Origin of the sequence: Pseudomonas ulcerans, from assembly GCF_036324125.1 — a bacterium.
In the GTDB taxonomy this organism is placed as follows: domain Bacteria; phylum Pseudomonadota; class Gammaproteobacteria; order Pseudomonadales; family Pseudomonadaceae; genus Aquipseudomonas; species Aquipseudomonas ulcerans.
Genome location: NZ_JAZDQN010000012.1, coordinates 127,926 through 150,696, shown reverse-complemented (window position 1 = coordinate 150,696; position 22,771 = coordinate 127,926). Strand labels below are relative to the sequence as shown.

General features: G+C 65.9%; 21 protein-coding genes and 1 pseudogene. 12 read left to right on the top strand and 10 right to left on the bottom strand.

Annotated elements, in window-relative coordinates; translation table 11 throughout:
* Nucleotides 1-172: 172 nt before the first annotated feature.
* The 5 genes and pseudogenes from ilvA to V0R59_RS31930 all read left to right on the top strand — a co-directional run bounded on the left by ilvA (nt 173) and on the right by V0R59_RS31930 (nt 5,664).
* The gene (gene ilvA, locus V0R59_RS13870; RefSeq protein WP_330074822.1) at nt 173-1,735 is read left to right on the top strand and encodes a threonine ammonia-lyase, biosynthetic; all 1,563 of its coding nucleotides are present in this window, start codon (nt 173-175) and stop codon (nt 1,733-1,735) included.
* Between the two features lie 79 nt (nt 1,736-1,814).
* A complete protein-coding gene (yiaY, locus tag V0R59_RS13865) occupies nt 1,815-2,963 on the top strand; it encodes an L-threonine dehydrogenase (protein ID WP_330074821.1) in 1,149 nt (382 codons plus the stop codon).
* A 268-nt stretch (nt 2,964-3,231) separates the two neighbouring features.
* On the top strand, nt 3,232-4,251 hold the full coding sequence (gene gntR, locus V0R59_RS13860; protein WP_330074820.1) for an HTH-type transcriptional regulator GntR: 1,020 nt from the start codon (nt 3,232-3,234) through the stop codon (nt 4,249-4,251).
* A 93-nt stretch (nt 4,252-4,344) separates the two neighbouring features.
* Nucleotides 4,345-5,127 (top strand): annotated as a pseudogene (locus tag V0R59_RS31935) (PAS domain-containing protein); the annotation flags it as partial.
* Between the two features lie 42 nt (nt 5,128-5,169).
* Nucleotides 5,170-5,664 (top strand): methyl-accepting chemotaxis protein, encoded by a 495-nt coding sequence (locus V0R59_RS31930; RefSeq protein ID WP_375547374.1) that lies wholly within the window; start codon nt 5,170-5,172, stop codon nt 5,662-5,664.
* A gap of 140 nt (nt 5,665-5,804) precedes the next feature.
* Here V0R59_RS31930 and V0R59_RS13850 read toward each other — a convergent pair whose 3' ends face one another.
* From V0R59_RS13850 to V0R59_RS13830, 5 genes are all read right to left on the bottom strand, one after another.
* Nucleotides 5,805-7,004 (bottom strand): MFS transporter, encoded by a 1,200-nt coding sequence (locus V0R59_RS13850; protein ID WP_330074818.1) that lies wholly within the window; start codon nt 7,002-7,004, stop codon nt 5,805-5,807.
* Nucleotides 7,005-7,064: 60 nt separating this feature from the next.
* Nucleotides 7,065-8,114: a heme-dependent oxidative N-demethylase family protein gene (locus tag V0R59_RS13845; protein ID WP_330074817.1), complete on the bottom strand. Its 1,050-nt coding sequence runs from the start codon at nt 8,112-8,114 to the stop codon at nt 7,065-7,067.
* A 16-nt stretch (nt 8,115-8,130) separates the two neighbouring features.
* Nucleotides 8,131-9,099, bottom strand: a complete 969-nt coding sequence (locus V0R59_RS13840; RefSeq protein ID WP_330074816.1) for a PDR/VanB family oxidoreductase — start codon at nt 9,097-9,099, stop codon at nt 8,131-8,133.
* Nucleotides 9,096-9,701: a dimethylamine monooxygenase subunit DmmA family protein gene (locus V0R59_RS13835; protein ID WP_330074815.1), complete on the bottom strand. Its 606-nt coding sequence runs from the start codon at nt 9,699-9,701 to the stop codon at nt 9,096-9,098. Before V0R59_RS13835 ends, V0R59_RS13840 begins: the two co-directional genes overlap by 4 nt.
* Nucleotides 9,702-9,832: 131 nt before the next feature.
* Nucleotides 9,833-11,257, bottom strand: coding sequence for a gamma-aminobutyraldehyde dehydrogenase (locus V0R59_RS13830; protein WP_330074814.1), 1,425 nt, complete (start codon nt 11,255-11,257; stop codon nt 9,833-9,835).
* Nucleotides 11,258-11,485: 228 nt separating this feature from the next.
* Here V0R59_RS13830 and V0R59_RS13825 point away from each other — a divergent pair, with 228 nt between their 5' ends.
* Both V0R59_RS13825 and V0R59_RS13820 read left to right on the top strand, forming a co-directional pair.
* Nucleotides 11,486-12,232 (top strand): FadR/GntR family transcriptional regulator, encoded by a 747-nt coding sequence (locus tag V0R59_RS13825; protein ID WP_330074813.1) that lies wholly within the window; start codon nt 11,486-11,488, stop codon nt 12,230-12,232.
* 47 nt (nt 12,233-12,279) lie between these two features.
* Nucleotides 12,280-13,029: a cache domain-containing protein gene (locus V0R59_RS13820; protein ID WP_330074812.1), complete on the top strand. Its 750-nt coding sequence runs from the start codon at nt 12,280-12,282 to the stop codon at nt 13,027-13,029.
* 22 nt (nt 13,030-13,051) lie between these two features.
* Here the strand turns inward: V0R59_RS13820 and V0R59_RS13815 are convergent, their stop codons facing one another.
* From V0R59_RS13815 to V0R59_RS13805, 3 genes are all read right to left on the bottom strand, one after another.
* The gene (locus tag V0R59_RS13815; RefSeq protein WP_330074811.1) at nt 13,052-16,294 is read right to left on the bottom strand and encodes a transporter substrate-binding domain-containing protein; all 3,243 of its coding nucleotides are present in this window, start codon (nt 16,292-16,294) and stop codon (nt 13,052-13,054) included.
* Between the two features lie 7 nt (nt 16,295-16,301).
* Complete coding sequence (locus V0R59_RS13810) at nt 16,302-16,916, bottom strand: response regulator transcription factor (protein ID WP_330074810.1); 615 nt, start codon at nt 16,914-16,916, stop codon at nt 16,302-16,304.
* A 288-nt stretch (nt 16,917-17,204) separates the two neighbouring features.
* Nucleotides 17,205-17,768, bottom strand: a complete 564-nt coding sequence (locus tag V0R59_RS13805; RefSeq protein ID WP_375547373.1) for an eCIS core domain-containing protein — start codon at nt 17,766-17,768, stop codon at nt 17,205-17,207.
* A 141-nt stretch (nt 17,769-17,909) separates the two neighbouring features.
* Between V0R59_RS13805 and V0R59_RS13800 the strand changes: the two genes are divergently transcribed.
* The gene (locus tag V0R59_RS13800) at nt 17,910-18,539 is read left to right on the top strand and encodes a LysE family translocator (RefSeq protein WP_330074809.1); all 630 of its coding nucleotides are present in this window, start codon (nt 17,910-17,912) and stop codon (nt 18,537-18,539) included.
* Between the two features lie 9 nt (nt 18,540-18,548).
* Here the strand turns inward: V0R59_RS13800 and V0R59_RS13795 are convergent, their stop codons facing one another.
* A complete protein-coding gene (locus V0R59_RS13795) occupies nt 18,549-19,130 on the bottom strand; it encodes a TetR/AcrR family transcriptional regulator (protein ID WP_330074808.1) in 582 nt (193 codons plus the stop codon).
* A 92-nt stretch (nt 19,131-19,222) separates the two neighbouring features.
* On the opposite strand from V0R59_RS13795, the gene V0R59_RS13790 reads away from it, so the two are divergent.
* Both V0R59_RS13790 and V0R59_RS13785 read left to right on the top strand, forming a co-directional pair.
* Nucleotides 19,223-19,954, top strand: a complete 732-nt coding sequence (locus V0R59_RS13790; RefSeq protein WP_330074807.1) for an SDR family oxidoreductase — start codon at nt 19,223-19,225, stop codon at nt 19,952-19,954.
* A gap of 31 nt (nt 19,955-19,985) precedes the next feature.
* Nucleotides 19,986-20,579 (top strand): 2-hydroxychromene-2-carboxylate isomerase, encoded by a 594-nt coding sequence (locus V0R59_RS13785; RefSeq protein ID WP_330074806.1) that lies wholly within the window; start codon nt 19,986-19,988, stop codon nt 20,577-20,579.
* A gap of 49 nt (nt 20,580-20,628) precedes the next feature.
* Here V0R59_RS13785 and ampC read toward each other — a convergent pair whose 3' ends face one another.
* A complete protein-coding gene (gene ampC / locus V0R59_RS13780; RefSeq protein WP_330074805.1) occupies nt 20,629-21,765 on the bottom strand; it encodes a class C beta-lactamase in 1,137 nt (378 codons plus the stop codon).
* 151 nt (nt 21,766-21,916) lie between these two features.
* On the opposite strand from ampC, the gene V0R59_RS13775 reads away from it, so the two are divergent.
* Nucleotides 21,917-22,234, top strand: coding sequence for a DUF2388 domain-containing protein (locus V0R59_RS13775; protein ID WP_330074804.1), 318 nt, complete (start codon nt 21,917-21,919; stop codon nt 22,232-22,234).
* A gap of 87 nt (nt 22,235-22,321) precedes the next feature.
* Nucleotides 22,322-22,768 carry an SRPBCC family protein gene (locus tag V0R59_RS13770; protein WP_330074803.1) on the top strand — a complete coding sequence of 149 codons (447 nt, stop codon included), beginning with the start codon at nt 22,322-22,324 and terminating at the stop codon, nt 22,766-22,768.
* The last annotated feature ends 3 nt before the right edge of the window (nt 22,769-22,771 follow it).

Sequence of the window (22,771 nt, the reverse complement as noted above, 5' to 3'; positions counted from 1 at the left end):
AAACGTTTCGCTAGTTTCGACCTCCATGAATACCTTCCCGCACTTGCCAACCAGCAGCATTATTACCGCCATTATCGGATTGGCGGGCTAGCTGGCACTTGCACCGAACCCGCCCTGGAGGCGGGTTCTTTCTCTCGACTCCTGGGCTCTTTGAAAAAACCAGGAGTTACCGATGACCAGCCTCACCGCTTGCCCCACCGCACCCGTTGGCGCCCTGAACCTGCTGTCGGACTACGTGCGGCGGATCCTCTCCGCTCCGGTGTATGACCTGGCCATTGAAACGCCGCTGCAGCCTGCCCGCGCACTGTCGGCGCACTTGGGCAACCAGGTGCTGCTCAAGCGCGAAGACCTGCAACCAACCTTCTCCTTCAAGATCCGCGGCGCCTACAACCGTCTCAGCCAGCTGACCGCTGAACAGCGCGCCCGTGGCGTGATCACCGCGTCCGCCGGCAACCATGCCCAAGGGGTGGCCCTGGCGGCCCGCGAGCTGGGCATCCAGGCCACCATCGTGATGCCGGAAACCACCCCGGCGCTGAAGGTCGAGGGCGTGCGTTCCCGCGGCGGCCATGCGGTGCTGCACGGCGATGCCTTTCCCCGCGCCCTGGCCCATGCCCTGCAACTGGCGCAGCGCGATGGCGCCACCTTCGTGCCGCCGTTCGACGACCAGGACGTGATCGCCGGGCAGGGCACCGTGGCCATGGAAATCCTCCGTCAGCAACCGGGCGCGCTGGATGCGATCTTCGTTCCGGTGGGCGGTGGCGGGCTGATCTCCGGGATCGCCGCCTACGTCAAATACCTGCGTCCCGAGGTCAAGGTGATCGGCGTCGAGCCGCAGGACTCCAACTGCCTGCAGGCCGCCCTGGCTGCCGGTGAGCGGGTGGTGTTGCCGCAGGTGGGCACTTTTGCCGATGGCGTGGCGGTGGCGCAGATCGGTGCCCATTGCTTCGAGATCTGCCGGCACTACGTCGACGAGGTGATCACGGTGAGCAGCGACGAGCTGTGCGCGGCGATCAAGGACATCTACGACGACACCCGCTCCATCACCGAACCGTCCGGCGCCCTGGCCGTGGCCGGGATCAAGAAGTACGTGGCGGCCCGTGGTGTCAGCGGGCAGACCCTGGTGGCGATCGACTCCGGGGCCAACGTCAACTTCGACCGCCTGCGCCATGTCGCCGAGCGCGCCGAACTGGGCGAGCAGCGCGAGGCGGTGATCGCGGTGACCATCCCCGAGCGCCCGGGCAGCTTCCGCGCCTTCTGCCAGGCCCTGGGCCGACGCCAGATCACCGAGTTCAACTACCGCTACTACCCGGGCAAGGAGGCGCGGCTGTTCGTCGGCGTGCAGACCCACCCGGTCAGCGATCCGCGCGAGGCGTTGCTGGCCAGCCTGCGGGAGCAGGGCTACGAGGTGCTCGACCTGACGGACAATGAACTGGCCAAGCTGCATATCCGCCACACCGTCGGCGGCCATGCCGGGCCGGGCGCGGACGAGCGCGTGCTGCGCTTCGAATTCCCCGAGCGTCCGGGGGCGTTGCTGGGCTTCCTGGAAAGCCTGGGCAAGCGCTGGAACATCAGCCTGTTCCACTACCGCAACCACGGTGCCGCCGACGCCCGGGTGTTCGCCGCCCTGGAAGTGCCGGAGGACGAGCGCAGCGACCTGCCGGGCCTGCTCGACGCCATGGGCTATCGCTACTGGGACGAGACCGATAATCCGGCGTATCGCCTGTTCCTCGGCTGAGATTGCCCTGGATCAACACGTGCTGCCCGTCACCGGCGGATGCTGAATGCATTGAGTGACGCCAGATGAGGAATCCGCCATGAGCAGCACGTTTTTCATTCCCGCCGTGAACATCATGGGCATCGATTGCCTGAAGGAAGCGCTGGACGCCATCGTCGGCCTGCGCCTGCGCAAGGCCCTGATCGTGACCGATGCCGGCCTGGCGAAAGCCGGGGTGGCCACGCGCCTTGCCGAGCAATTGGCGGTGCGTGATATCGACTCGCGGGTGTTCGATGGCGCCAAGCCCAATCCGAGCATCGCCAACGTCGAGCAGGGCCTGGCGCTGCTGTTGCGCGAGCAATGCGATTTTGTCATCTCCCTCGGCGGCGGCTCGCCCCACGACTGCGCCAAGGGCATCGCCCTGTGCGCCACCAATGGCGGCAAGATTGCCGACTACGAGGGGGTCGACCGTTCGGCCCGGCCACAGTTGCCGCTGGTGGCGATCAATACCACTGCCGGCACCGCCAGCGAGATGACCCGTTTCTGCATCATCACCGACGAGTCGCGCCACGTGAAAATGGCCATCGTCGACCGTAACGTCACGCCGATTCTTTCGGTCAACGACCCGGCGCTGATGGTCGCAATGCCGAAGTCGCTGACCGCTGCCACGGGCATGGATGCCCTGACCCACGCGGTGGAGGCCTATGTGTCGACGGCTGCGACGCCGATCACCGATGCCTGTGCGTTGAAGGCCATCGAAATGATCAGCGCCAACCTGCGCCAGGCGGTGGCCGACGGCGAGGACCTGCAGGCACGGGAGGCCATGGCCTACGCGCAGTTCCTCGCCGGGATGGCGTTCAACAATGCCTCGCTGGGCTATGTGCATGCCATGGCGCACCAGCTGGGCGGCTTCTACGACCTGCCGCACGGGGTCTGCAATGCGGTGTTGCTGCCCCATGTCCAGCGCTTCAACGCCCGGGTCTGCGCCGCACGGCTGCGGGATGTGGCGGGGGCGCTGGGCGTGGAGATCCGTGAGCTGGATGCGGAGCAGGGCGCCAGTGCGGCGATCGCGGCGATCGAGCGCTTGAGCCGGGATATCGGGATTCCGGAAGGATTGGCGGTGCTGGGGGCCAAGGTGGAGGATGTGCCGATCCTGGCCGCCAATGCCTTGAAGGATGCCTGTGGCTTGACCAACCCTCGGCCGGCGAGCCAGGCGGAGATCGAGGCGGTGTTCAAGGCGGCGTTCTGATCGTCGACCTTGCCTTCGATGAGCATGGGGCTCGGTCAAGTGAAGCGCGGAGCCTGTGGGAGCGGGTTTACCCGCGATTGCTATGGTGAATTCACTGCCGTAATCGCGGGTGAACCCGCTCCCACAGGGACCGCTTTGCCTTTTCGGCTCCTGTATCCAGCTCGGGATGAGATATGTAGATACCCATGCCTCGATTGGGGCCGGTGAGGTTGCCAGTGTGCCGGTCGGCCACTAACCTACCCGGCTTTCCCGCCTCACCCGAGATCTCATGACCCGCACCGGCTCCCGCACCACCGGACGTCCCACCCTCGCCGAAGTCGCCCGGCTTTCCGGCGTCTCGCCGATCACCGTGTCCCGTGCCCTGCGCGGCGTGGCCACGGTGGCGCCGGAGCTGGTGGCGAAGGTCAAGGCCGCCGCTGCCGAACTGGGCTATGTCGCCAACCCCGCTGCCCGCGCCCTGGCCTCGGCACAGAGCCAGTCGGTGGTGGTGCTGATCCCGTCGCTGTCCAACCAGCTGTTCGTCGAGACGCTCGACGCCATCCATGATGTCCTGCGCCCTCGCGGCCTCGACGTGCTGATCGGCAACTACCGCTACGATGCCGCCATCGAGGAAAGCCTGATCCGCAATTACCTGGCCTGCCAGCCTCGCGGCTTGCTGCTGACCGGTCTGGAGCGCAGCGACGCTGCGCGGCAGATGCTCGACGCCAGCCGCGTGCCGCGGGTGCACATGATGGAACTGGACAGCCACGACGACGCCGTCTGTGTCGGGTTTTCCCAACAGGACGCGGGCTATGCCGCCGCCCGCCACCTGTTGCAACGCGGCCGCCGTCGCATCGGTTTCATTGCCGCCCAACTCGATCCCCGCGTCCTGCAACGCGCCGAAGGTTTCCGTCGCGCCCTCGGCGAAGCCGGGCTGCATGACGCCCGCCTGGAACTCATGGTCCCGCAACCGTCCTCCATCGCCCTCGGCGGCGAGCTGTTCAGCCAGTTGCTGGCGCGCCATGGCGACGTCGACGGCATCTTCTTCTGCAACGACGACCTGGCCCACGGCGCTATCTTCCAGGCCCAGCGCCAGGGCGTCCGCGTGCCGGAGCAGGTGGCCATGGTCGGCTTCAACGACCTGCCGGCCTCGGCGCACATGGTTCCGCGGCTGACCTCGATCCGCACGCCGCTGGCCGCCGTCGGTCAGCAGGCGGCCCAGGCGCTGCTCGACCTGCTGGACGGCAAGGGCCGGCAGAAGGCCACGCGTGACCTGGGCTTTGAACTGATGATGCGCGAAAGCAGTTGAACATCAGCCGATAAATGGTGCTGGCAACTGGCTTGCCAGGCGCTTCGGCCCATCTATGCTGAGCACAATTCCGCCAATGGAGTGTGCGTAACCATGTTCGACTCCCATCGCAAATCGGATCTGGCAGAAATCGAGCGGTGTAATCGGGCGCTGGCTGAAGCCAACGCAAAAATGGCAGCGATCAGCCGTTCCATGGCCATGATCGAGTTCAGCCCCGATGGAGTAGTACTCGACGCAAACGAGCATTTTTGCAAAGCCATGGGCTACGGCATCGACGAGATCCGCGGCCAGCATCACCGGATCTTCTGTGAAGAAGCCTTCGTCAAGACCGAGGAATACCGCCAGCTCTGGCGCGACCTGGCCCACGGCCAGCCGCGCAGCGGCACTTTCCTGCGCCTCAACCGCAAGCACGAGGAAATCTGGCTGGAGGCCAGCTACATGCCGGTGCTCGGCGAGCATGGCGTGGTCACCAGCATCATCAAGGTGGCCAGCGACATCACCCGGCGGGTGGTGCATGAGCACGAGGCCGACTGCCTGCTCAACGCCATCGGCCGCTCCATGGCGGTGATCGAGTTCACCCCGGAAGGGCGGGTGATCACCGCCAACGACAACTTCCTCAATACCATGCACTACCGCCTCGACGAGGTGATCGGCCAGCACCACAGCCTGTTCTGCCACAAGAGCGAGAGCGAATCATCGGCGTACAAGGCGTTCTGGGCCTCGCTCAACCGCGGCGAATACCATTCGCACCGCTTCGAGCGGGTCAACAAGCTGGGGCAGATGGTCTACCTGGAGGCCTCGTACAACCCTATCTTCGACACCAAGGGCCGCCTGTACAAGGTGGTCAAGTTCGCCAGCGACATCACCCAGCAGGTCAGCACCCAGCAGTCCGCTGCCGAGGCCGCCCATGCCACGTCGGTGCAGAACGACGCCTGCGCGCGCAAGGGCTCGGAGGTGGTGCAGCAGACCGTGCACGTGATCGAGGAGATTTCCCATGACCTCAACGAGGCGGCGCGCAATATCGATGCGGTGAACCGCCAGTCGGAACTGATCGGGCAGATCGTCCTGACCATCCGCGGGATTGCCGACCAGACCAACCTGCTGGCCTTGAATGCCGCCATCGAAGCGGCGCGGGCCGGTGAGCACGGGCGAGGGTTCGCCGTGGTGGCGGAGGAAGTGCGCAACCTGGCGGCGCGCACCAGCAAGGCGACCCTGGAGATCGTCGAGGTGGTGCGGCAGAACCATGATCTTTCGCTGAATGCGGTGGCCAGCATGCAATCCAGCCTGAGCCGGACCGGGTTGGGTGTGGAACTGGCCAACGAGGCGGGGGAGGTGATCCTGGAGATCCAGCAGGGGTCACGGCATGTGGTGGATGCGATCAGCCAGATCAACTCGACACTGCAATTGCACTAGGGGCCTGTGAGGGCCCTATTGCAGCATGGGTCGCGGACCTTGTGGGAGCGGGTTTACCCGCGATGACGATGCCAGGTTCACCGCCCTCATCGCGGGTGAACCCGCTCCCACATGGGCCACGATGATGTGACCGAGGCCGATCAGACCGCCGCAGCCAGCTGCGCCACCACATGCTCGCGACGGATCCGCGCCAGCGGCACGCTCACCAGCGCCAGGGTTAGCACCACCGTCACCGCGATCCCCCAGGCCGCCAGGGTGAACCCGCCCAGCGAGATCAACCCGCCGGAAATTGCCGGCCCCACCGCCAGGCCCAGGCTGAGGAAGCTGCCGGCCGCCGCCACCACCCGCCCTTCACGGTCCAGCTCTGCCGCCAGCCCGGTCAGGTAGCTCAGGGCATAGAAGTAGGTGACGCAGATGGTCATCACGCCCGCCGTGTACAGCGTCTTCGAGTGCTCGCCTAGCACGTAGCTGAGGCTGGTGGCCCCGGTCAGCAGCACCGCGAGGATCACCGGCGTGCTCATGCCGAAGCGCTTGCCCACCATGGCCGCCAGCAGCGGTCCGATCAGGCCGACCACCGACTGCACCGAAAGCAGGACACCCAGTTCGTCACCACTGTAGCCAACCATGGTCCCGATCCGTTCGACGAAGGCCCAGCCCATGGTGTCGCGGGCCTGGAACACGAACATCGCCAGCATCATGCAGATGGCCGGCAGGGTCAGCAGGACATTGCCCTTGCCATCCGTCGAGGACACCACCAGGGTTTCCACCACCGGCGCGCGCTGGGCCATGGCCGGGATCGCCAGGAGCATCAGCGCCATGGTGCCCGCCATGGCGTAATACAGCCCGGACAGGCCGTACAGCGCCATGACCTTGGCATAGCCAAGCATCACCACGATCATCAGCAGTACCGAGAGCACGTTCATATGCCCGGCGATGCGGTCCGGCTGCTTGGCGCTGGAGACCGCGGCATTGCCGCAGGCCAGGGCCAGGCCAGCGCCGATACCGGCGACGCAGCGCACCGCGGCCAGCAGGTAGAGGCTGTCGACATTGGCGCTGACCAGGTTGGCGGCGACCGCCAGCAGGGTCCCGGCGAGGGCCAGGGTGCGCCGTGGCGCGCGGCCCATGAATGGCGCGACCAGCAGCGAGGCGAGCATGGTGAAGCCGAATTCTGCCGACATCAGCAGCCCGGCCTGGGCCTCGTTCAATTGCAGGTCATGGATGATCGCGCTGATCAGGAACGGCAGGGCCCACAGGCCGAGCAGGCCGACACCGTAGGCGGACGCTGCCGCGGAGAACACCAGGCTCCAGCTCTCGGGCAGGAAATTACGTATTGTTTTCATTGTGTTTTTCCCGGATTGCACGCAAAAAAGCGCGCCATTATCGGCGCGCTCGTGGTTTTTTCATTGCTGACTTTCGTCGACTGGCGTCCCGTCGTCGTATTGCGACAGCCAGGTGACCATGGCGTCGCGATAGCGGGTGAAGCCCTTGTAGTCCACCAACTCCTGGTCCAGGTCACGGATCACCCGGTGCATGCGCTTGGCCCATTGCGGGGCGAAGTCGGCCAGCTGTTGCAGGCTCACCAGGTAGGTGCGCACCGGGAACAGCACGGCGTTGCTGCGCGGCAGGCGGTGCAGCGGTTGCAGCTCGATACGAAGGTTGACCAGCTCGCCGGCGTTCTCGGCGGTCACCGTGGTGCGGTCCGGGGCCCAGTCCGGCAGGGTCTCGGCGGAGGTTTCCAGGCGCGGGTTGACGGTGATCGACCAGTTGGTGCGGCGCACCGGGTGCCCTGGACGCAGGCGCAGGAGGAACTTCAGCGCGCGCTGCAGGATGCCCATCTCGTGCAGCTTCGGTACCGGGCCGTGGAATTCCATGAAGCTCATGCCGAGGTTGAAGCGCAGCGAGTAGTCGGCGCGCTGGGTGGCCATGCCGGCACCCATCACCAGGGTGTCGTCGCGCTCTTCGAGCAGGATGAACTCGCCCTGGGCCTGGCGGGTGATGTACTCCATCGGGTCCATCGGCAGGGTGCTGGCATCGCCGAACACGAAACGCTCGTCGATGCCCAGCGGACGGTTGATCCAGTGCCACTGGCTGCCGTTCTTCTCCAGGCTGAAATGCTCGGGGAAGTCGCGCGAATACGACTCCATCAACAGCTCCAGCAAATCCCATTGCGCTTCCATCATGTGCGGCAGGGCAGCGTAGTGGATGCCCGGCTGGCTTTCGAGGATCTGCGCGCGGTGATGGCACTCGGAGATGTAGTGCTCGTCGATGTCGAACTGGGCGCGCAGGGCGCCGCTGCCGAACGGCACATGGGGCTCGACGTTCATCGAGTACATGTACTGGTCTTCCGGGTAGGGGAAGGGCAGGCGCAGCACCGCCTCGCGGCTGTTGGCGTAGGTGAAGCCCTTGGTGTCGAGGTCGGCGTAGCTTTCGATCGGTTTGAATACGGTCATTTGTTGTTGTCCTGTCTCAGAGGTCCACGACCAGGCGGCTGCAGTTGGCCCGGGATACGCACGGCATGAATTTGCGCTTGCTCAGCTTGTCTTCCTCGCTGAGCCAGTCGTCGCGGTGGTCCAGCTCACCCTCGACGTCCAGCACTTCGGTTTCGCAATAACCGCAGGCACCGCCGCGGCACAGGTACGGCACCTTGTAGCCGGCCTGTTCGGCGGCTTCGAGCAGCGATTGTTCGGCGGGGACTTCAATGGTCACGCCCTGGCGCGCCAGGGTGACGCTGAACGGCTGGCCACTGGAGCCTTGCTCGACGAAGCGCTCGTAATGGATGTGGCTGTCGGTCCAGCCGAGGGCGTGTGCGCTCTCGATGGTGTCGTCGATCATGCTGTCCGGGCCGCACACGTAGACGTGGCTGCCCAGCGGACGGCCGGCCAGAATGGTCGCGATGTCCATGCGCGTGTCCTGGCCTTGCACGTACAGATGCACGCGGGAGCCGTACTTCGCTTGCAGCTCGCGCCCCAGGGCGATGTGCTCGGGGCCACGCACGGCCAGGTGCAGCTCGAACGCGGCCCGCTTCAGTTCCAGCTCTTCCAGTTGCGAGTACACCGGGGTGATGCCCACGCCGCCGGCGATGAACAGGTGCTGGCGGGCATGCTTGGCCAGCGGGAACAGGTTGGCCGGCTGGAGGATCTGCAGCAGGTCGCCTTCGCTGACATTGTCATGCAGGAAACGCGAGCCGCCACGGCCGTCGGCGACCCGGCGAACGGCGATCTGGTAGACGCTGGAATCGTACGGCGAGCTCATCAGCGAGTAGGCGTTGCGGTGGGTCTTGTCGCCGTCTTCGAGCACCACCACCACATGGCTGCCGCCAGAGAACGCGGGCAGGTGGCTGCCGCTTGGGTCGACGAAGGTGAAGCGGGTGATTTCCGGGGTCAGCGGCTCGATGCGCGAGACGCGCACGCTCAGGGTGCCGTTATGGGTATTCATGTGTCGAGCTCCTCGGCGGCAGGCATTTCACCCGGGACTTCGCCATCGGCCTTGATGCCCTGGAAGGCGGCCAGGCGGCGGGAATAGTGGTCGCGCACTACCAGGTCGAGTTGGCAACCGGGGCAGGTGAAGACGCGATGGGTGACGTTCTCGGTGTAGGTGTCGCAGTGCGCGCACCAGACCCGGCGGACCAGGGTGCCGCTGTGTTCGCGCAGCACTTCGTCGCGGTTGAGGTCCACCGCGTTGGCGGCCTGCATGGCGGTGCCGATGAAGCTTTCCGAGCCGCTGAGGTACAGGCGCAGGCCCATCTGCGCAGCACCCAGGCGCTCGCGCAGGGCGGCGATCAGCGCCTGGTTGCTGGCGTAGACCTCCAGGCCGTCGGCCTGGACTTCCAGCAGCTCGCTCAGGTGGTTGTGCCCCGAGAAGGATTCGGTGGAGTAGAGCAGGGTGCTGTGCTGGCGCTGTTCGGCGGACATGTCCGCGATCAGGCGCAGCATCGCCGCGCCGCCGCTGCCCTGGCCCGCGACCAGGTGGCGCTGGCCACCCGTCATGGGTTGCAGCCGGTCATAGACCGGACGGCTCTTGATGCCGGTGATAAGCATGATCGGACCTCGTAAGTCGCCGTCCCGGCACGCGGGACGGCCATGGCGGTCAGCGCGGACGCCTTGGCCATATTGCCTATGGTTTTATATGTTTTGTTTCGGCCGCCACGAAGGCGTTTTCATCAGGTGAATCAGTGCTTGAACATCACGTGACGGACGCAGGTGTAATCCTCCAGCCCGTACATCGACATGTCCTTGCCGTAGCCGGACTGCTTCATGCCGCCGTGAGGCATTTCGCTGACCAGCATGAGGTGCGTGTTGACCCAGGTGCAGCCGTACTGCAGGCGTGCGGCGAGACGGTTGGCGCGGCCGACGTCGCGGGTCCAGACCGAGGAAGCCAGGCCGTAGTCGGAGTCGTTGGCCCAGGCCAGGGCCTGCGCTTCGTCGTCGAACGGGGTGATGCTGAGCACCGGCCCGAACACTTCGCGCTGGACGATCTCGTCGTCCTGGCGGGCGTCGGCCAGCACCGTTGGCTCGAAGAAGAAGCCCGGGCCATCGACCCGCTGGCCGCCGGTGATGACGCGGATATGCGGCTGCGCCTTGGCGCGGTTGACGAAACCTTCGACGCGCTCCAGGTGGTCGCGGGTGATCAGCGGGCCGAGTTCGGTCTGCGGATCGTCCTGCAGGCCCATGCGCAGGGTCGCGACCGCCGCGCCCAGTTGCTCGACGAATCGCGCGTAGACCCCGCGCTGCACGTACAGGCGGCAGGCAGCGGTGCAGTCTTGCCCTGCGTTGTAGAAGGCGAAGGCGCGGATGCCTTCGACCGCGGCGTCGATATCGGCGTCGTCGAAGATCAGCACCGGGGCCTTGCCGCCCAGCTCCATATGCGTGCGCTTCACGCTGCTGGCGGTGCTGGCGATGATCCGCGCGCCGGTGGCCACCGAGCCGGTCAGCGAGACCATGCGCACCTGCGGATGATTCACCAGCGGTTCGCCGACGCTCGGCCCGCGGCCGAAGAGGATGTTGACCACGCCGGCGGGGAACAGCCCGGCGATCAGTTCGGCCAGGGCCAGGGCGGTCAGCGGGGTCTGCTCCGACGGCTTGAGCACCACGGTGTTGCCGGCGGCGAGGGCGGGAGCGAGTTTCCACGCCACCATCATCAGCGGGTAGTTCCACGGCGCGATGGAGGCGATCACCCCCAGCGGGTCACGGCGGATCATCGAGGTATGGCCCGGCAGGTATTCGCCGCCGGCCGAACCCGACAGGCATCGGCTGGCGCCGGCGAAGTAGCGGAACACGTCGGCGATGGCGGGGATTTCGTCATTCAGTGCGGCCTGGTAGGGCTTGCCGCAGTTCAGCGACTCCAGGCGCGCCAGGTGCTCGGCGTTGGCCTCGATCAGGTCGGCGAGCTTGAGCAGCAGGTGGGCGCGCTCCTTCGGCGGGGTCTGTGCCCAGCCGTCGAAGGCCTGGTCGGCCGCCTGCACGGCAGCATCCACCTGGGCGCTGCTGGCTTCGGGAATCTCCACCAGCACGGCGCCCTCGGACGGGTTGTACACGGCGTAGGGGTCGCCTTGGCCATCGACCAGTTGGCCGTTGATCAGGAGTCTGGTTTGCATTGCGTATTCCTGCTTGGAGTTATTGATGAATACAGGCGCGCTGGGTCACGGGGCCTGCGCAAGGCTTAAACATATAAAACCATATCTTAAATTTGCTTGCTAGCCTGAAAAGACGGAATTGCACTGACCAGAAGGTCATAAGGCGCTATCAAGCGGACTGTGCTTCGCTATAAGATGCGAAACCGAATTTTTAGCCCGAGCCCGTCAGGCGCTCGATAGGGAGAGGCAATGACTGCCCTGAACAGTGCACGTAACACCGCGTTCATCCGCCTGCGCCAGGAGGGGCGCACCGATGAAGTGGCCCGGCGCCTGGTGGAAGCCATCGAACTGGGGCTGTTCGCGGAAGGCCAGCAGTTGCCCAGCGAGTCGGAACTGGCCCTGCAATTGGGGGTGGCCACGGTCACCCTGCGCGAGGCCCTGGTGGTGCTGCGCCAGCGCGGCCTGATCGAGACCCGTCGCGGGCGCAATGGCGGCAGCTTCGTCTGCGCCCCGGTGGAATTGCCCGAGGCCCTGCTGCTGCAGCGCCTGCGCGACATGAGCGGGCCGGACCTGCGTGATCTGGGCGACGAACAGACCGCCATCTCCGGTACTGCCGCGCGCCTGGCGGCCAAGCGCAGCTCGGCGGAACAGCAGGCTCGCATCGCCCACCATATCGACATGCTGCGCCAGGCCGGTTCGCGCCTGGGCCGGCACCGCGCCGACGCACGCTTCCACATCGAAGTGGCCGCCGCCGCGCAGTCCCTGCGCCTGACCCACGCGGAGATGCGCCTGCAGTCGGAAGTCGGCGAGCTGTTGTGGATGGAGGCGGCCGGGGGCGGTGACATCACCCTGGTCGAACAGGAGCACCAGGCGATTCTCCAGGCACTGGTCGCCGGTGATTCGGTACTGGCCGGAGCCCTGGCCGAGGCCCACGTCAATCGCGGCATCAAGCGCCTGATCAGCCTGCGCCTGGAATTGCTGGCCGAGGCCGAGTGAAGCAGCAACCCATAAGAAGAAAAGCCGAACCTGTGTGAGGTAATCCCATGTTTGCTCCGAGCGACAACGCTTCCTTTTCCGCCTGCGCGCAGCAGCTGGACAGTACCCTGGGACGCATCTTCAGCCAGGTCCGCGAGCTGGTGGAGGAAACCCGCGCCTTGTGGGAACGGGTCCTCGCCGAGGGCCGCCAGCCGCTGGCGCGGGACCTGGCCTCGCTGCGCCCGGCCATCGACCGGCAGTTGCTGGCCACCGGCGCCTTCGGTTGTGGTGGCGGGGTGATCGTCGAGCCCAACGGCCTGGCCGACCGGGAAATGCACCTGGAATGGTGGTACCTGGCCGACGCCGGCAAGACCCTGCCGTTGCGGCCGAACTTCGACCGGCGCCGGGAGAACTACTACGACTACACCGAGATGCCTTGGTACCGCCGCCCGCGGGATACCGGCAGGTGCGTGGTCGAAGGGCCGTACGTGGACCTCTACGGCACCAACATGTACGTGCTGACCTTCACCATGCCGATCCTGGTGCAGGGGCGTTTCATCGGCGTGGCGGGGCTGGACCTGTCGCTGCACAACCTGGAACGCATGCTGGTGCGCAGCCTGATGAAGCTGGACCACGAGGCCGTGCTGCTGTCGGCGGATGGGCGGGTGATCGCCTCGAACACGGCGAACTGGATGGTCGGTGACCTGGTGGCGACCTTGCTCGATACCCTGCAACTGGAGGAGATCCGCCTGACCTTGTCGGAGTCGGAGACCGGCTGGTCGCTGGTGCGGTTGCCGGGGTTGCGCAAGAAGGTCTGAGGGGATGAGGCCCGCATCTGGATCAACCCCCGGATGCCAGCCGCTTCAATAATCGCTCCAGGCTCCCTTCCAATGCGTGCTTGAGCATCTGCAGCTCATGGTCTTGCGCATTGTCGGCACAGCCCCGCTCCAGCGCATCGCAATGATCCACCAACCCCCGCGCCTTGAGTATCTTCATCCCGCCGCGAATCCGGTGGGCCAGGGCCTTGAGCGTCGGCCTCGGCGACTCGGGTCCCAGGGCGCGCAGGGCAGCGAGGTCCTGCCGGGTACTCTCCACCAGTTGCGCCAGCAGGCGCTGGATCATCTGCGGATCATCCAGGGTCAGGTGACGCAGCTCGTCCAGGTCGAACCCGCTGTCGTCTTCCTCGGCCACCACCAGCCCGCCCAGGTGGCTGCGCAGCGAGCCCAGTCCAATCGGCTTGAACAAGCAGTCATCCATCCCGGAGGCCAGGCAGCGCTCGCGCTCCTCGGCCTGGGCATTGGCGGTGAGGCCGAGGATCAGGCAGCGCCGGCGCTGGCTCGCGGCTTCCTCGGCGCGTATGGCCCGGGCCAGTTGGTGTCCGTCCATGCCGGGCATGTTGCAGTCGGTGATCAGCACGTCGAAATCGGCCTTGCGCCATAGTTGCAGCGCTGTCGCCCCGTCGCCCGCCTGGCTGACCCGGTGCCCGAGCACGTGCAGTTGCTTGTCCAGCAGCATCAGGTTGGCCGGGTAGTCGTCCACCACCAGGATATTCAGGGTCGTCGTGCCGGCCAGGGTGTCTGCCGCGCTTGCCGTGGCGGCCTGCGGCTCGTCGGCCCAGGCCAGCAGCAAGGCCGCCTCGGCGCGGGTGCCATGCCCCGGCTCGCTGGACAGGTGCAGGGCGCCGCCCATCAGTTCGCACAGGGTGCGGCTGATCACCAGGCCCAGTCCGGTGCCCTGGCGCGCCGGCTGCTGTCCGGCCTGGGCGAAGGGGCTGAACAGCCGCGCCTGGTCGTCCGCGCTGATGCCGATGCCACTGTCCTCGACCCACAGGTTGATGTGTACACCTTCGGCCTGGGCCTCCAGGCGCAGGCCGATGCGCACCTCGCCGTGTTCGGTGAACTTGATCGCGTTGCTCAGCAGGTTGGCCAGGACCTGGCGCAGGCGCAGCGGGTCCACCGACACGGGGCGCGCTGGCGGCGACAAATCCAGGCGCAGCGCCAGGCCCTTGAGCCGCGCGCTGCTCTCGAAGACCCGCGCAGTGGCGCGGACCAGCTCGTGCAGGTCGGTCGGCCGGGGGGCCAGGGCCATGTGCCCGGACTCGATGCGGGCAATATCCAGCACATCGCCGATCAGCTCCAGCAGGCCGCTGGCGGAGTCGAAGGCCACTTGCAACGACGCCTGGTCGACGCGGCCCTGGGCGCCATCTTTGAGGGCCAGCTCCAGCAAGCCGATCACTGCGTTCATCGGCGTGCGGATCTCATGGCTCATGGTGGCGAGGAAGGTGCTCTTGGCGTGGTTGGCACTGTCGGCCTGTTCCTTGGCCTGACGCAGTTCGTCCAGCAGGCCCTCGCTGATCTGCAACTGGCGTTGCAGCGCCTGTTCTGCCGCCTCGCGCTGGGCGACCAGGCGCCGCAGCTTGCGGTTCCACAGCACCACGGCGAGGATCGCCAGGCCGGCGACCACGAGGATCTGCAGCACCAGCCCGCGGTAGTTGCGCCATGGGTTGTCGCTGATCAAGGCGTTGGTGCGCCAGCGGTTGGCAAGCTGGGTCATTTCGTCCGGTTCGATGCTCAGCAGGGTCTTTTCGAGGATGGCGTGCAGTTCGTTGTCGCCGCGGGCCACGGCGAAGGCCGCGGTGGCCGGGCTGTCGTCCAGCAGCGCGGCGATGCGCAGGCGGTCCTTGAACAGCCGGCTGATGAAGTAGGCGGCGTTGATCTGGGTGCTGATCGCCGCATCGGCGCGGCCCTGGGCGACGTGTTCCATCAATGCCAGTGGGTCGTCCACCTCCACCAGCTCGATACCGGGATGTTCACGGCGCAGGGTTTCGGCGTACGGCGTGCCGCGGATCAGCGCCAGGCGCTTGCCTTCCAGGGCGTCGGCGCTGTCCGGTGCGTCAGGGTGGGTGGAAGTGACCAGCACTCGCGGCGTGGTCAGGTAGGGACGGGTGAAGCTCAGGCTGCGGGCGCGGTCGCCGCCGTAGGGCAGGGCACCGATCACATCGGCCTCGCCGCTTTCCACGTTCTGGATCATCTGTCCCACGCTGTCGGCCTCGATGATCTGGAAATGCAGGCCGGTGCGCAGGCTGACCTGTTCCAGCAGGTCGGCGGTGATGCCGCGAAACTGCTGCTTGTCGTCGAGGAAAGTCAGGGGGGCGAAATACTTGTTGATCACCACCCGTACGCTGGGGTGCTGGCGGATCCAGGCCTGTTCGGCGGCGTTCAGTTCCAGCGCGCCGCGGTTCAGCAGCGGGCTGTTGAGGCCGCTGCTCCAGCGCCGGGCGACATTGATCCGGTCACTTTCGGAAAGGCTGGCCAGGGCCTGGTTCAGGACCCGCAGCAGGGTGGTGTTGTCGTGTTCCAGGGCAAAGCTGAAGGACGAGCGCAGCGGCTTGACGTACCAGGCGATCTGCACGCTGTCGCGGTAGTGGTTGCCGATCAGGTAGTCGGAGCTGATGGCATCGCCGATGAAGGCATCGGCATCGCCCTGGATCAGGGCCGACAGCGCGGCCATGCTCGATGCATGGAGCTGCAGGTTGGCGCGGGGGTAGACCTGGCGGATGCGCTCCACCGGCAGGTAATGATCGACCATGGCCAGGCGTACCCCCGCCAGGTCGTCGTCGGGGCTGCGCGGCTTGCCCACCGGGGTGGCGATGATCGCCTGGTCGTCGGCGTAGGGCAGGCTCAGCAGCAACTCGCGGTTGGCACCCTCGTAGCCGTTGGCACTGCCCAGCAGGTCGATGTCGCCGCGTTGCAGGGCCTGGATCGCTTCGTGACGGCCGGGATAGTGGCGCACTTCCAGGGGGATCTTCAGTTGCTCGCCGATCAGGCCGGCATAGTCGGCGGTCAGCCCTTCATAGTCACGCTGGCTGACGTTGATATCGAACGGCGGGTAGTCCGGTGCCGAGGTACCCAGGCGCAGGACCTGCTTGCGCTGCAGCCATTGCCGATCGGCACTGCTCAGGGCCGGCGGCGCGCTGCTGCTCAGGGAGCGTCCGAGCAGTTCGCGGGGCGCGACGTCTGCCGCTGGCAGGGCCGTGGGCGCCAGCAGGAGCAGGCTGCAGGCGATGAGCAGGCGAAGTGGCATCTGCGCCTCAGATCATTTCATGGCGGTTGGCCATGTCCAGCAGTTCAGCCAGGGAACGGACCTGCAGCTTGTCCATGATGCGGGTCTTGTAGGTGCTGATGGTCTTAGAGCTGAGGATCATCGCCTCGGCGATCTCGTGGTTGGTGGCACCCTTGGCCAGTTGGCGCATCACCTCGAACTCGCGGTTGGACAGGCGATCAAGGCGATCGCTTTCCGAGTGCATGCGCGGCGCCATGCGCAAGGCGTCGGGCAGGTAGGAGTAGCCGCTGAGCACCGCCCTGAGCGCGCCGACGAGGATCTGCAGGTCTTCGTCCTTGCGCACGAAGGCAGAGGCGCCGGCCTCGATGCAGCGCTTGGCGAACAGCCGTGGCGGCAGGCCGGTGAAGACCATGATGCGCGGCGCCGGGTCGAGGGCGCGCAGGCGCTCCAGCACGCTGAGGCCATCGAGGCGGGGCAGGCCGAGGTCGAGGATGACCACCTCGGGGTTGTGTTCCTGGCTCATGCTCACTGCGCTGACGCCATCGTGGGCCTCGCTGACCACCTCGTAGCCTTCCCGCTCCAGCAACAGGCGGACGGCAAAACGGACGGTGGGGTGATCGTCGACGATGAGGATCTTGTGCATCGCTTGGGGAACTCCTGCTTCAGGAATGGATTTTTCCCGAGTCACTCAGGAGGGGAAACCGCCGGTTCAGACGGGCCGCTCACGATACGTCGAATCAGGTTCGATGAGTACGCAGAGTATAGAGCTGTGGAACAATTCAGGCCGATTAGATGAATAGTCCTACAAGATGTGCTCAAGGTCCTTCAACCGGACACAGCGCCCGGATCGAGGGGCGTCGGGCGCTTGCCTGACGAGATGACGGGAATCAGGCTGACGGACAGGGAGCAAGTCCCGTGGGAAAAGCGCCGTTCAGTGCCCGGCAAGGCGCCCGCCGGGGGCCAGACGCAAGGACTTGGCCACTTCGGCCTGGATCGCGTAGGCCGGCGCTTCCACCGCCTCGTAGTTGCGCGTGTAGCGGGTGGCGAAGCCGTCCACGCCCCACTCCTGGTATTGCTGCACGTGCTTGAGCTCGTGGGCCCAGAGGGCGACGTTGTCGCGGGCGTCCTCGGCATTGCGGAAGACGATCACATCGACCAGGGTCACCGCTGCCACGTCGGGGTTCTGCAGGAAGGCACCGGCGGCGTCCAGTTGCTGGGCATCGCCCACCTGGTAGCGCGCGGCGTCCAGCACCTGGAAGTCGTACCAGGGCTCCAGTTGCGCACGGATATCCAGGGGAATCGGCTCGACGCCTTTGGCCTGCGCAGTGTCCCGCGACAGCGTGAGCCAACTGGCAAGGCCCGAGGACGCCATGCGCGCAACGTTGTCGAGCAGGGTGAACAGGTCGTCGGGCTGGCCCTGGCTGGCGGGTGCGGCAGGAACCGGGGCGGCAAGGCCGAGGCAGAGCAGCAGGGCGGTAGTGGCGCGAATGAACATGAAACTCCTGGAGCATGGGGTGGTTGTCCGGTTTGACCGGGATTTGGCGGTTTGGTTGGCGGCTCGCAAGAATTTCCTGCGGGACTTGAGGCGCGGCGGTGGTGCAGGCATCCTTCGCGCTTTGATCTGCCTGGAGCCGTCATGGACGCCTCGACTCTTCTGCTCTACGTCATCGCCGCCAGCGCGGTGATGGTCACTCCCGGCCCGGCCATGCTGCTGGCGCTGAACAACGGCGCCACCCACGGCATGCGCGTGGCCGGCTTCGGCATGGCCGGGGCGATGCTCTCCGACCTGATCCTCATCGCGGCCGTGGGTTGTGGTCTGGGCGCGCTGCTGCAGGCTTCGGAGCAACTGTTCAGCCTGGTGAAATGGGTGGGCGCGGGCTACCTGCTGTACCTCGCGGTGGTGCTCTGGCGGGCGCCGGTCAAGGCCCTGGGCGTGAGTGGCGCGGCGGTCGCGGTCAGCGGCCGTTCGACCTTCCTGAGGGCGCTGATCGTCGGTTTGTCCAATCCCAAGGGGCTGCTGTTCTTCTCGGCGTTCCTGCCGCAGTTCATCCGCGCGGACCAGCCGGTGCTGCAGCAGTACGTGATCCTCGCACTGGTGACGGCATCCCTCGATTGCCTGGTGATGATCGTCTACGCCTTTGGCGGGCGCCATGCGGTACGCGCGTTCTCGGCGCGGGTCATGCAATGGATCAACCGTGGCTGCGCCGGCATGCTCGCGGTGCTGGCGGTGGGCCTGAGCCTGTACCGGCGCAACGACCTGCACTGATCTTCATCTTTACGCGGCCCCAGTGGCCGCGTCCTGTTCCAGCACCTTCTGCAAGAAACCCCGGCTGGCCTGCAACACGGCCAGCTGGGTGTCTTCTCCCGCCAGCATCCGCGCCACCAGCAAGGCACCCACGCACTGGCAGAGCATGGCCCAGGCCAGGCCCTCGTCATCCAGGGTGCTGGCCCAGGCCTGGTGCAGGATGACCAGCCAGTGTTCCGCTTCCTCACGTACCGCGATATCCGCCCGGGCGATTTCCGCGCCCAGGGTCGGGATCGCGCAGCCGTTCTGCGGATTGTGCAGGTGGGCCAGGCTCAGGTACTGGTCGAGGCAGCGCTGCAGCTTGTCGCGGTTCAGTTCGCCGGACTGGGCGCGCAGGTTGATGTAGCTGTTGGACAGCTCCTGACGGACGATCTCGCTGAACAGGTCGTCCTTGGACGGGAAGTGGTTGTAGAAGGCGCCGCCGGTGAGGCCTATGGCCTTCATCAGCCCGGCCACGCCGGTCGCGGCAAAACCACCTTGCTTGGCGATGGCGCCGCTGCTCTGCACCAGCTTGTGCCGGGTCTGTTCCTTGTGTTCGGTGGAATAGCGCATCTGCGAATCCTCGATGACCACGCTTGACGAATGCGCGGATCATAGCATAGCGTTCGTTTACTAAACGATCATTCATCAATGAGGCGACACCCATGACCGAGAACAACAAAGTCGTACTGGTGATTGGCGCCGGCGACGCCACCGGGGGCGCGATAGCCAAGCGTTTCGCCCGCGAAGGCTATGTTGCCTGCGTGACCCGGCGCAGCGCCGACAAGCTGCAGCCGCTGCTCGACGAGATCCGTGCCGAGGGCGGCCAGGCCCATGGCTTCGGCTCCGATGCGCGCAAGGAAGAGGAGGTGGCGACGCTGGTGGAGCAGATCGAGAGCAGCGTCGGGCCGATCGAGGCCTTCGTGTTCAATATCGGCGCCAACGTCCCCTGCAGCATCCTCGAAGAGACCCCGCGCAAGTACTTCAAGATCTGGGAAATGGCCTGCTTTGCCGGCTTCCTCACCGCGCAGGCGGTGGCGCGGCGCATGGTGCTACGTGAGCGCGGCACCATCCTTTTCACCGGCGCCACCGCAGGCTTGCGCGGCGCCGCCGGGTTTGCCGCCTTCGCCGGGGCCAAGCACGGTATCCGCGCACTGGCGCAAAGCATGGCAAGGGAGCTGGGGCCGCGGGGCATCCATGTCGGCCATGTGGTGGTGGACGGCGCCATCGACACCGCGTTCATCCGCGACAGCTTCCCCGAGCGCTACGCGCTGAAGGACCAGGACGGCATCCTCGATCCCGCCCATATCGCCGACAACTACTGGCACCTGCATGCCCAGCCGCGGGATGCCTGGACCTTCGAACTCGACCTGCGTCCGTGGATGGAACGCTGGTAAGCCACCCCCCTCAGCAAAAGGACCTGATGCAATGAGCAAGACTGTCGAATTCTTCTTCGATCTGGGCAGCCCCGCCAGCTACCTGGCCTGGACCCAGTTGCCGCGCCTGTGCGCCGAGCACGACGCGCGCCTGGTGCTGCGGCCGATGCTGTTGGGCGGGGTGTTCCAGGCCACCGGCAACAGTTCGCCGGCGATGATCCCGGCCAAGGGGCGTTATTTCTTCGGCGACCTGCAGCGCTTCGCCCGGCGCTACGGGGTGCCGCTGAAGTTCAGCGAGCATTTTCCGATCAATACCCTGGGGCTGATGCGTGCGGCGATCGGCGTACAGATGCGTGAGCCGGAGCGCTTCGAGGCGTGGCTGGCGGCAATGTACACGGCGATGTGGGCAGAGGGGCGCAACCTCGGGGATCTCAAGGTGGTGGCCGAAGTGCTGGGCAGCGCCGGGTTCGATGCGCACGGCTTCGAGGCGCTGGTGAGCGATCCCGAGGTGAAGGCGGCGCTGAAGACGGTAACCGAGGAGGCGGTGAGTCGTGGGGTGTTCGGTGCACCGACATGCTTTGTCGGTAGCGAGATGTTCTTTGGTCAGGATCGGCTGGAGTTCATTGCCGAGGCGTTGAAAGGCTGAGACCTTCAGAGCCTCATCGCGGGCTTGCCCGCGATGAGGCCGGATCGGCCTATCTGGCCTGGTCCAGCACCTCGAACAGGCGCCAGGCCAGCTTCACCCGCTCGGCGTTCGGATAATTCCGGTTCGCCAGCAACACCACCCCGCGCTGCGATTGCGGAATGAACGCCACATAGGCACCAAACCCGTTGGTGGCCCCGGTCTTGTTCACCCACACCTTCGATTGCGGCGCAAGCGGCGGCTTCAGCGCTGTCACCGGCGTGCCTTCCAGCGCATAGCGGTTGTCATTGCCATCGATCAGGGTCTGCAAAGCCAGGGGATAGTCGTACTGCTCCCAGACCAGGTCCTGGGTCATGGTCCCGCGCTGGTAGTGACCGCGGCGGGTTTCCTCCAGCGCCTGCCTGAGCGGCAGCGCCAGTTCCACACGGCCCAGGTTGGCCTCGACGAAACGCAGCATGTCGCGGCTGCTGCTCTTCACGCCGTAGGCCTCGTCGGCCAGCACTCCGGGATTGACCCGCACCGGCTTGTCGTTCCTGTCATAGCCCCAGGCGTACTGCGCCTGCTGTGCGGCGGGCACATGGACGAAGGTCTGCTTGAGCCCCAGCGCCGGCAGCAGTTGTTCCTGCAAGGCGCTGGCATACGGCGTCTGCAAGCGTTGCGCGGTGATCGCGCCGAGCATGCCGATGCTCGGATTGGCATAGGCGCGCCAGCTTTCGGGCTGGTGCTGCGGTTGCCATTGCTTGAGCCAGGCCAGCAGTTGCGCGTCGTCGTGGATCGCGTCGGGCAGTTGCAAGGGCATGCCGCCGTTGGTGTGGGTCGCCAGGTTGAACAGGCTCAAGGCGCCGAAGGGCGTGCCGGCCAGCGCCGGCAGGTAGTCGCCCACCCGCGCCTGCAGCGACAGCTTGCCGTCCACTGCCGCCTTGGCCGCGAGGGTGGCGCTGAAGGTCTTGCTGATCGAGCCCAGCTCGAACAGGGTGTCGCGGCTCACCGCCTGGCCGCTGGCCTTGTCGGCGACGCCGAACTCGTAGAAGTACTGCTTGCCTTTATCGGTCAGGGCGATGGCCAGTCCGGGAATGTCGTTGTCGCGCATCACTTGCTGGGCGGCAGCGCGGACCTGGCTGTCGAGGTCGGGGCCGGCCCAGGCGAGGAGGGGGCTGGCACACAGCAGGAACAGGGTGGGCAAACGCATGGCAGGACGTCCAGGTCGAAAAAGACATGCACCCTAGCAGAACAGCGCGCCGCAGGCTTTATAACTGCCAGGGAACTACCACCGGTCCAAATGAATCCTAGACTGAGTAATACCTGACTATTTCATTTCAGGCTGACCGGAGGATTCCGTCATGCGGCGTACACTGCTCGTTTCTTCATTGTTGCTTTGCCTGCCTTTCGGCTCAGCCCTGGCCCGGGTGGATGCCGGTGATGTCGCCACCTCGGCGGGTGTCTCCGCCTCCCTGTACTCGACCTTCAAGGATGACAAACGCATTATCCCGGCACGTGACGAGGCCTCCAGCTTCGTTGCCAGCGGCGGTGCGATCCGTGGCGCCTACCTGGAAGCGGTACTGCAGAAAGTCCGTGCCGACAACCCCGGCCTGCAGGCCTCCGACGAAGAACTGGCGCGGGCGATCCTGGTGAGCGATCACTTCGGCGACGAACGCTGAAGCCCCTGCGATGCAGGTGGGCGGCTGGACGGGGACGCCAGGCTGGGCTTGACTGCTAAAGCCTGAGCAATTCACAAGGATAATCCCATGACCAGCAATACCGTCCGCCTGCACCGTGTCTTCAAGGCACCCGTGGAGCGGGTCTACCGCGCCTTCCTCGATGCCGATGCCATGGCCAAGTGGCTGCCACCCCACGGCTTCACCTGCCATGTCGATCACCTCGACGCCCGCGTCGGCGGCACCTACAAGATGTCCTTCTGCAACTTCTCCGCAGGCCAGCGCCATGGCTTCGGCGGCGAGTATCAGGAACTGGTGCTGAACGAACGCATCCGCTACACCGACCGCTTCGACGATCCCAACCTGCCCGGCGAGATCACCGCCACCATCACCTTCAAGAGCGTGTCCTGCGGCACGGAAGTACATATTGTCCAGGAGGGCCTTCCGGACGTGATCCCGCTGGAGGGCTGCTACCTCGGCTGGCAGGACTCGCTGAACCAGCTGGCAGATCTGGTGGAGCCGGAAATCCCGGGTTGATCC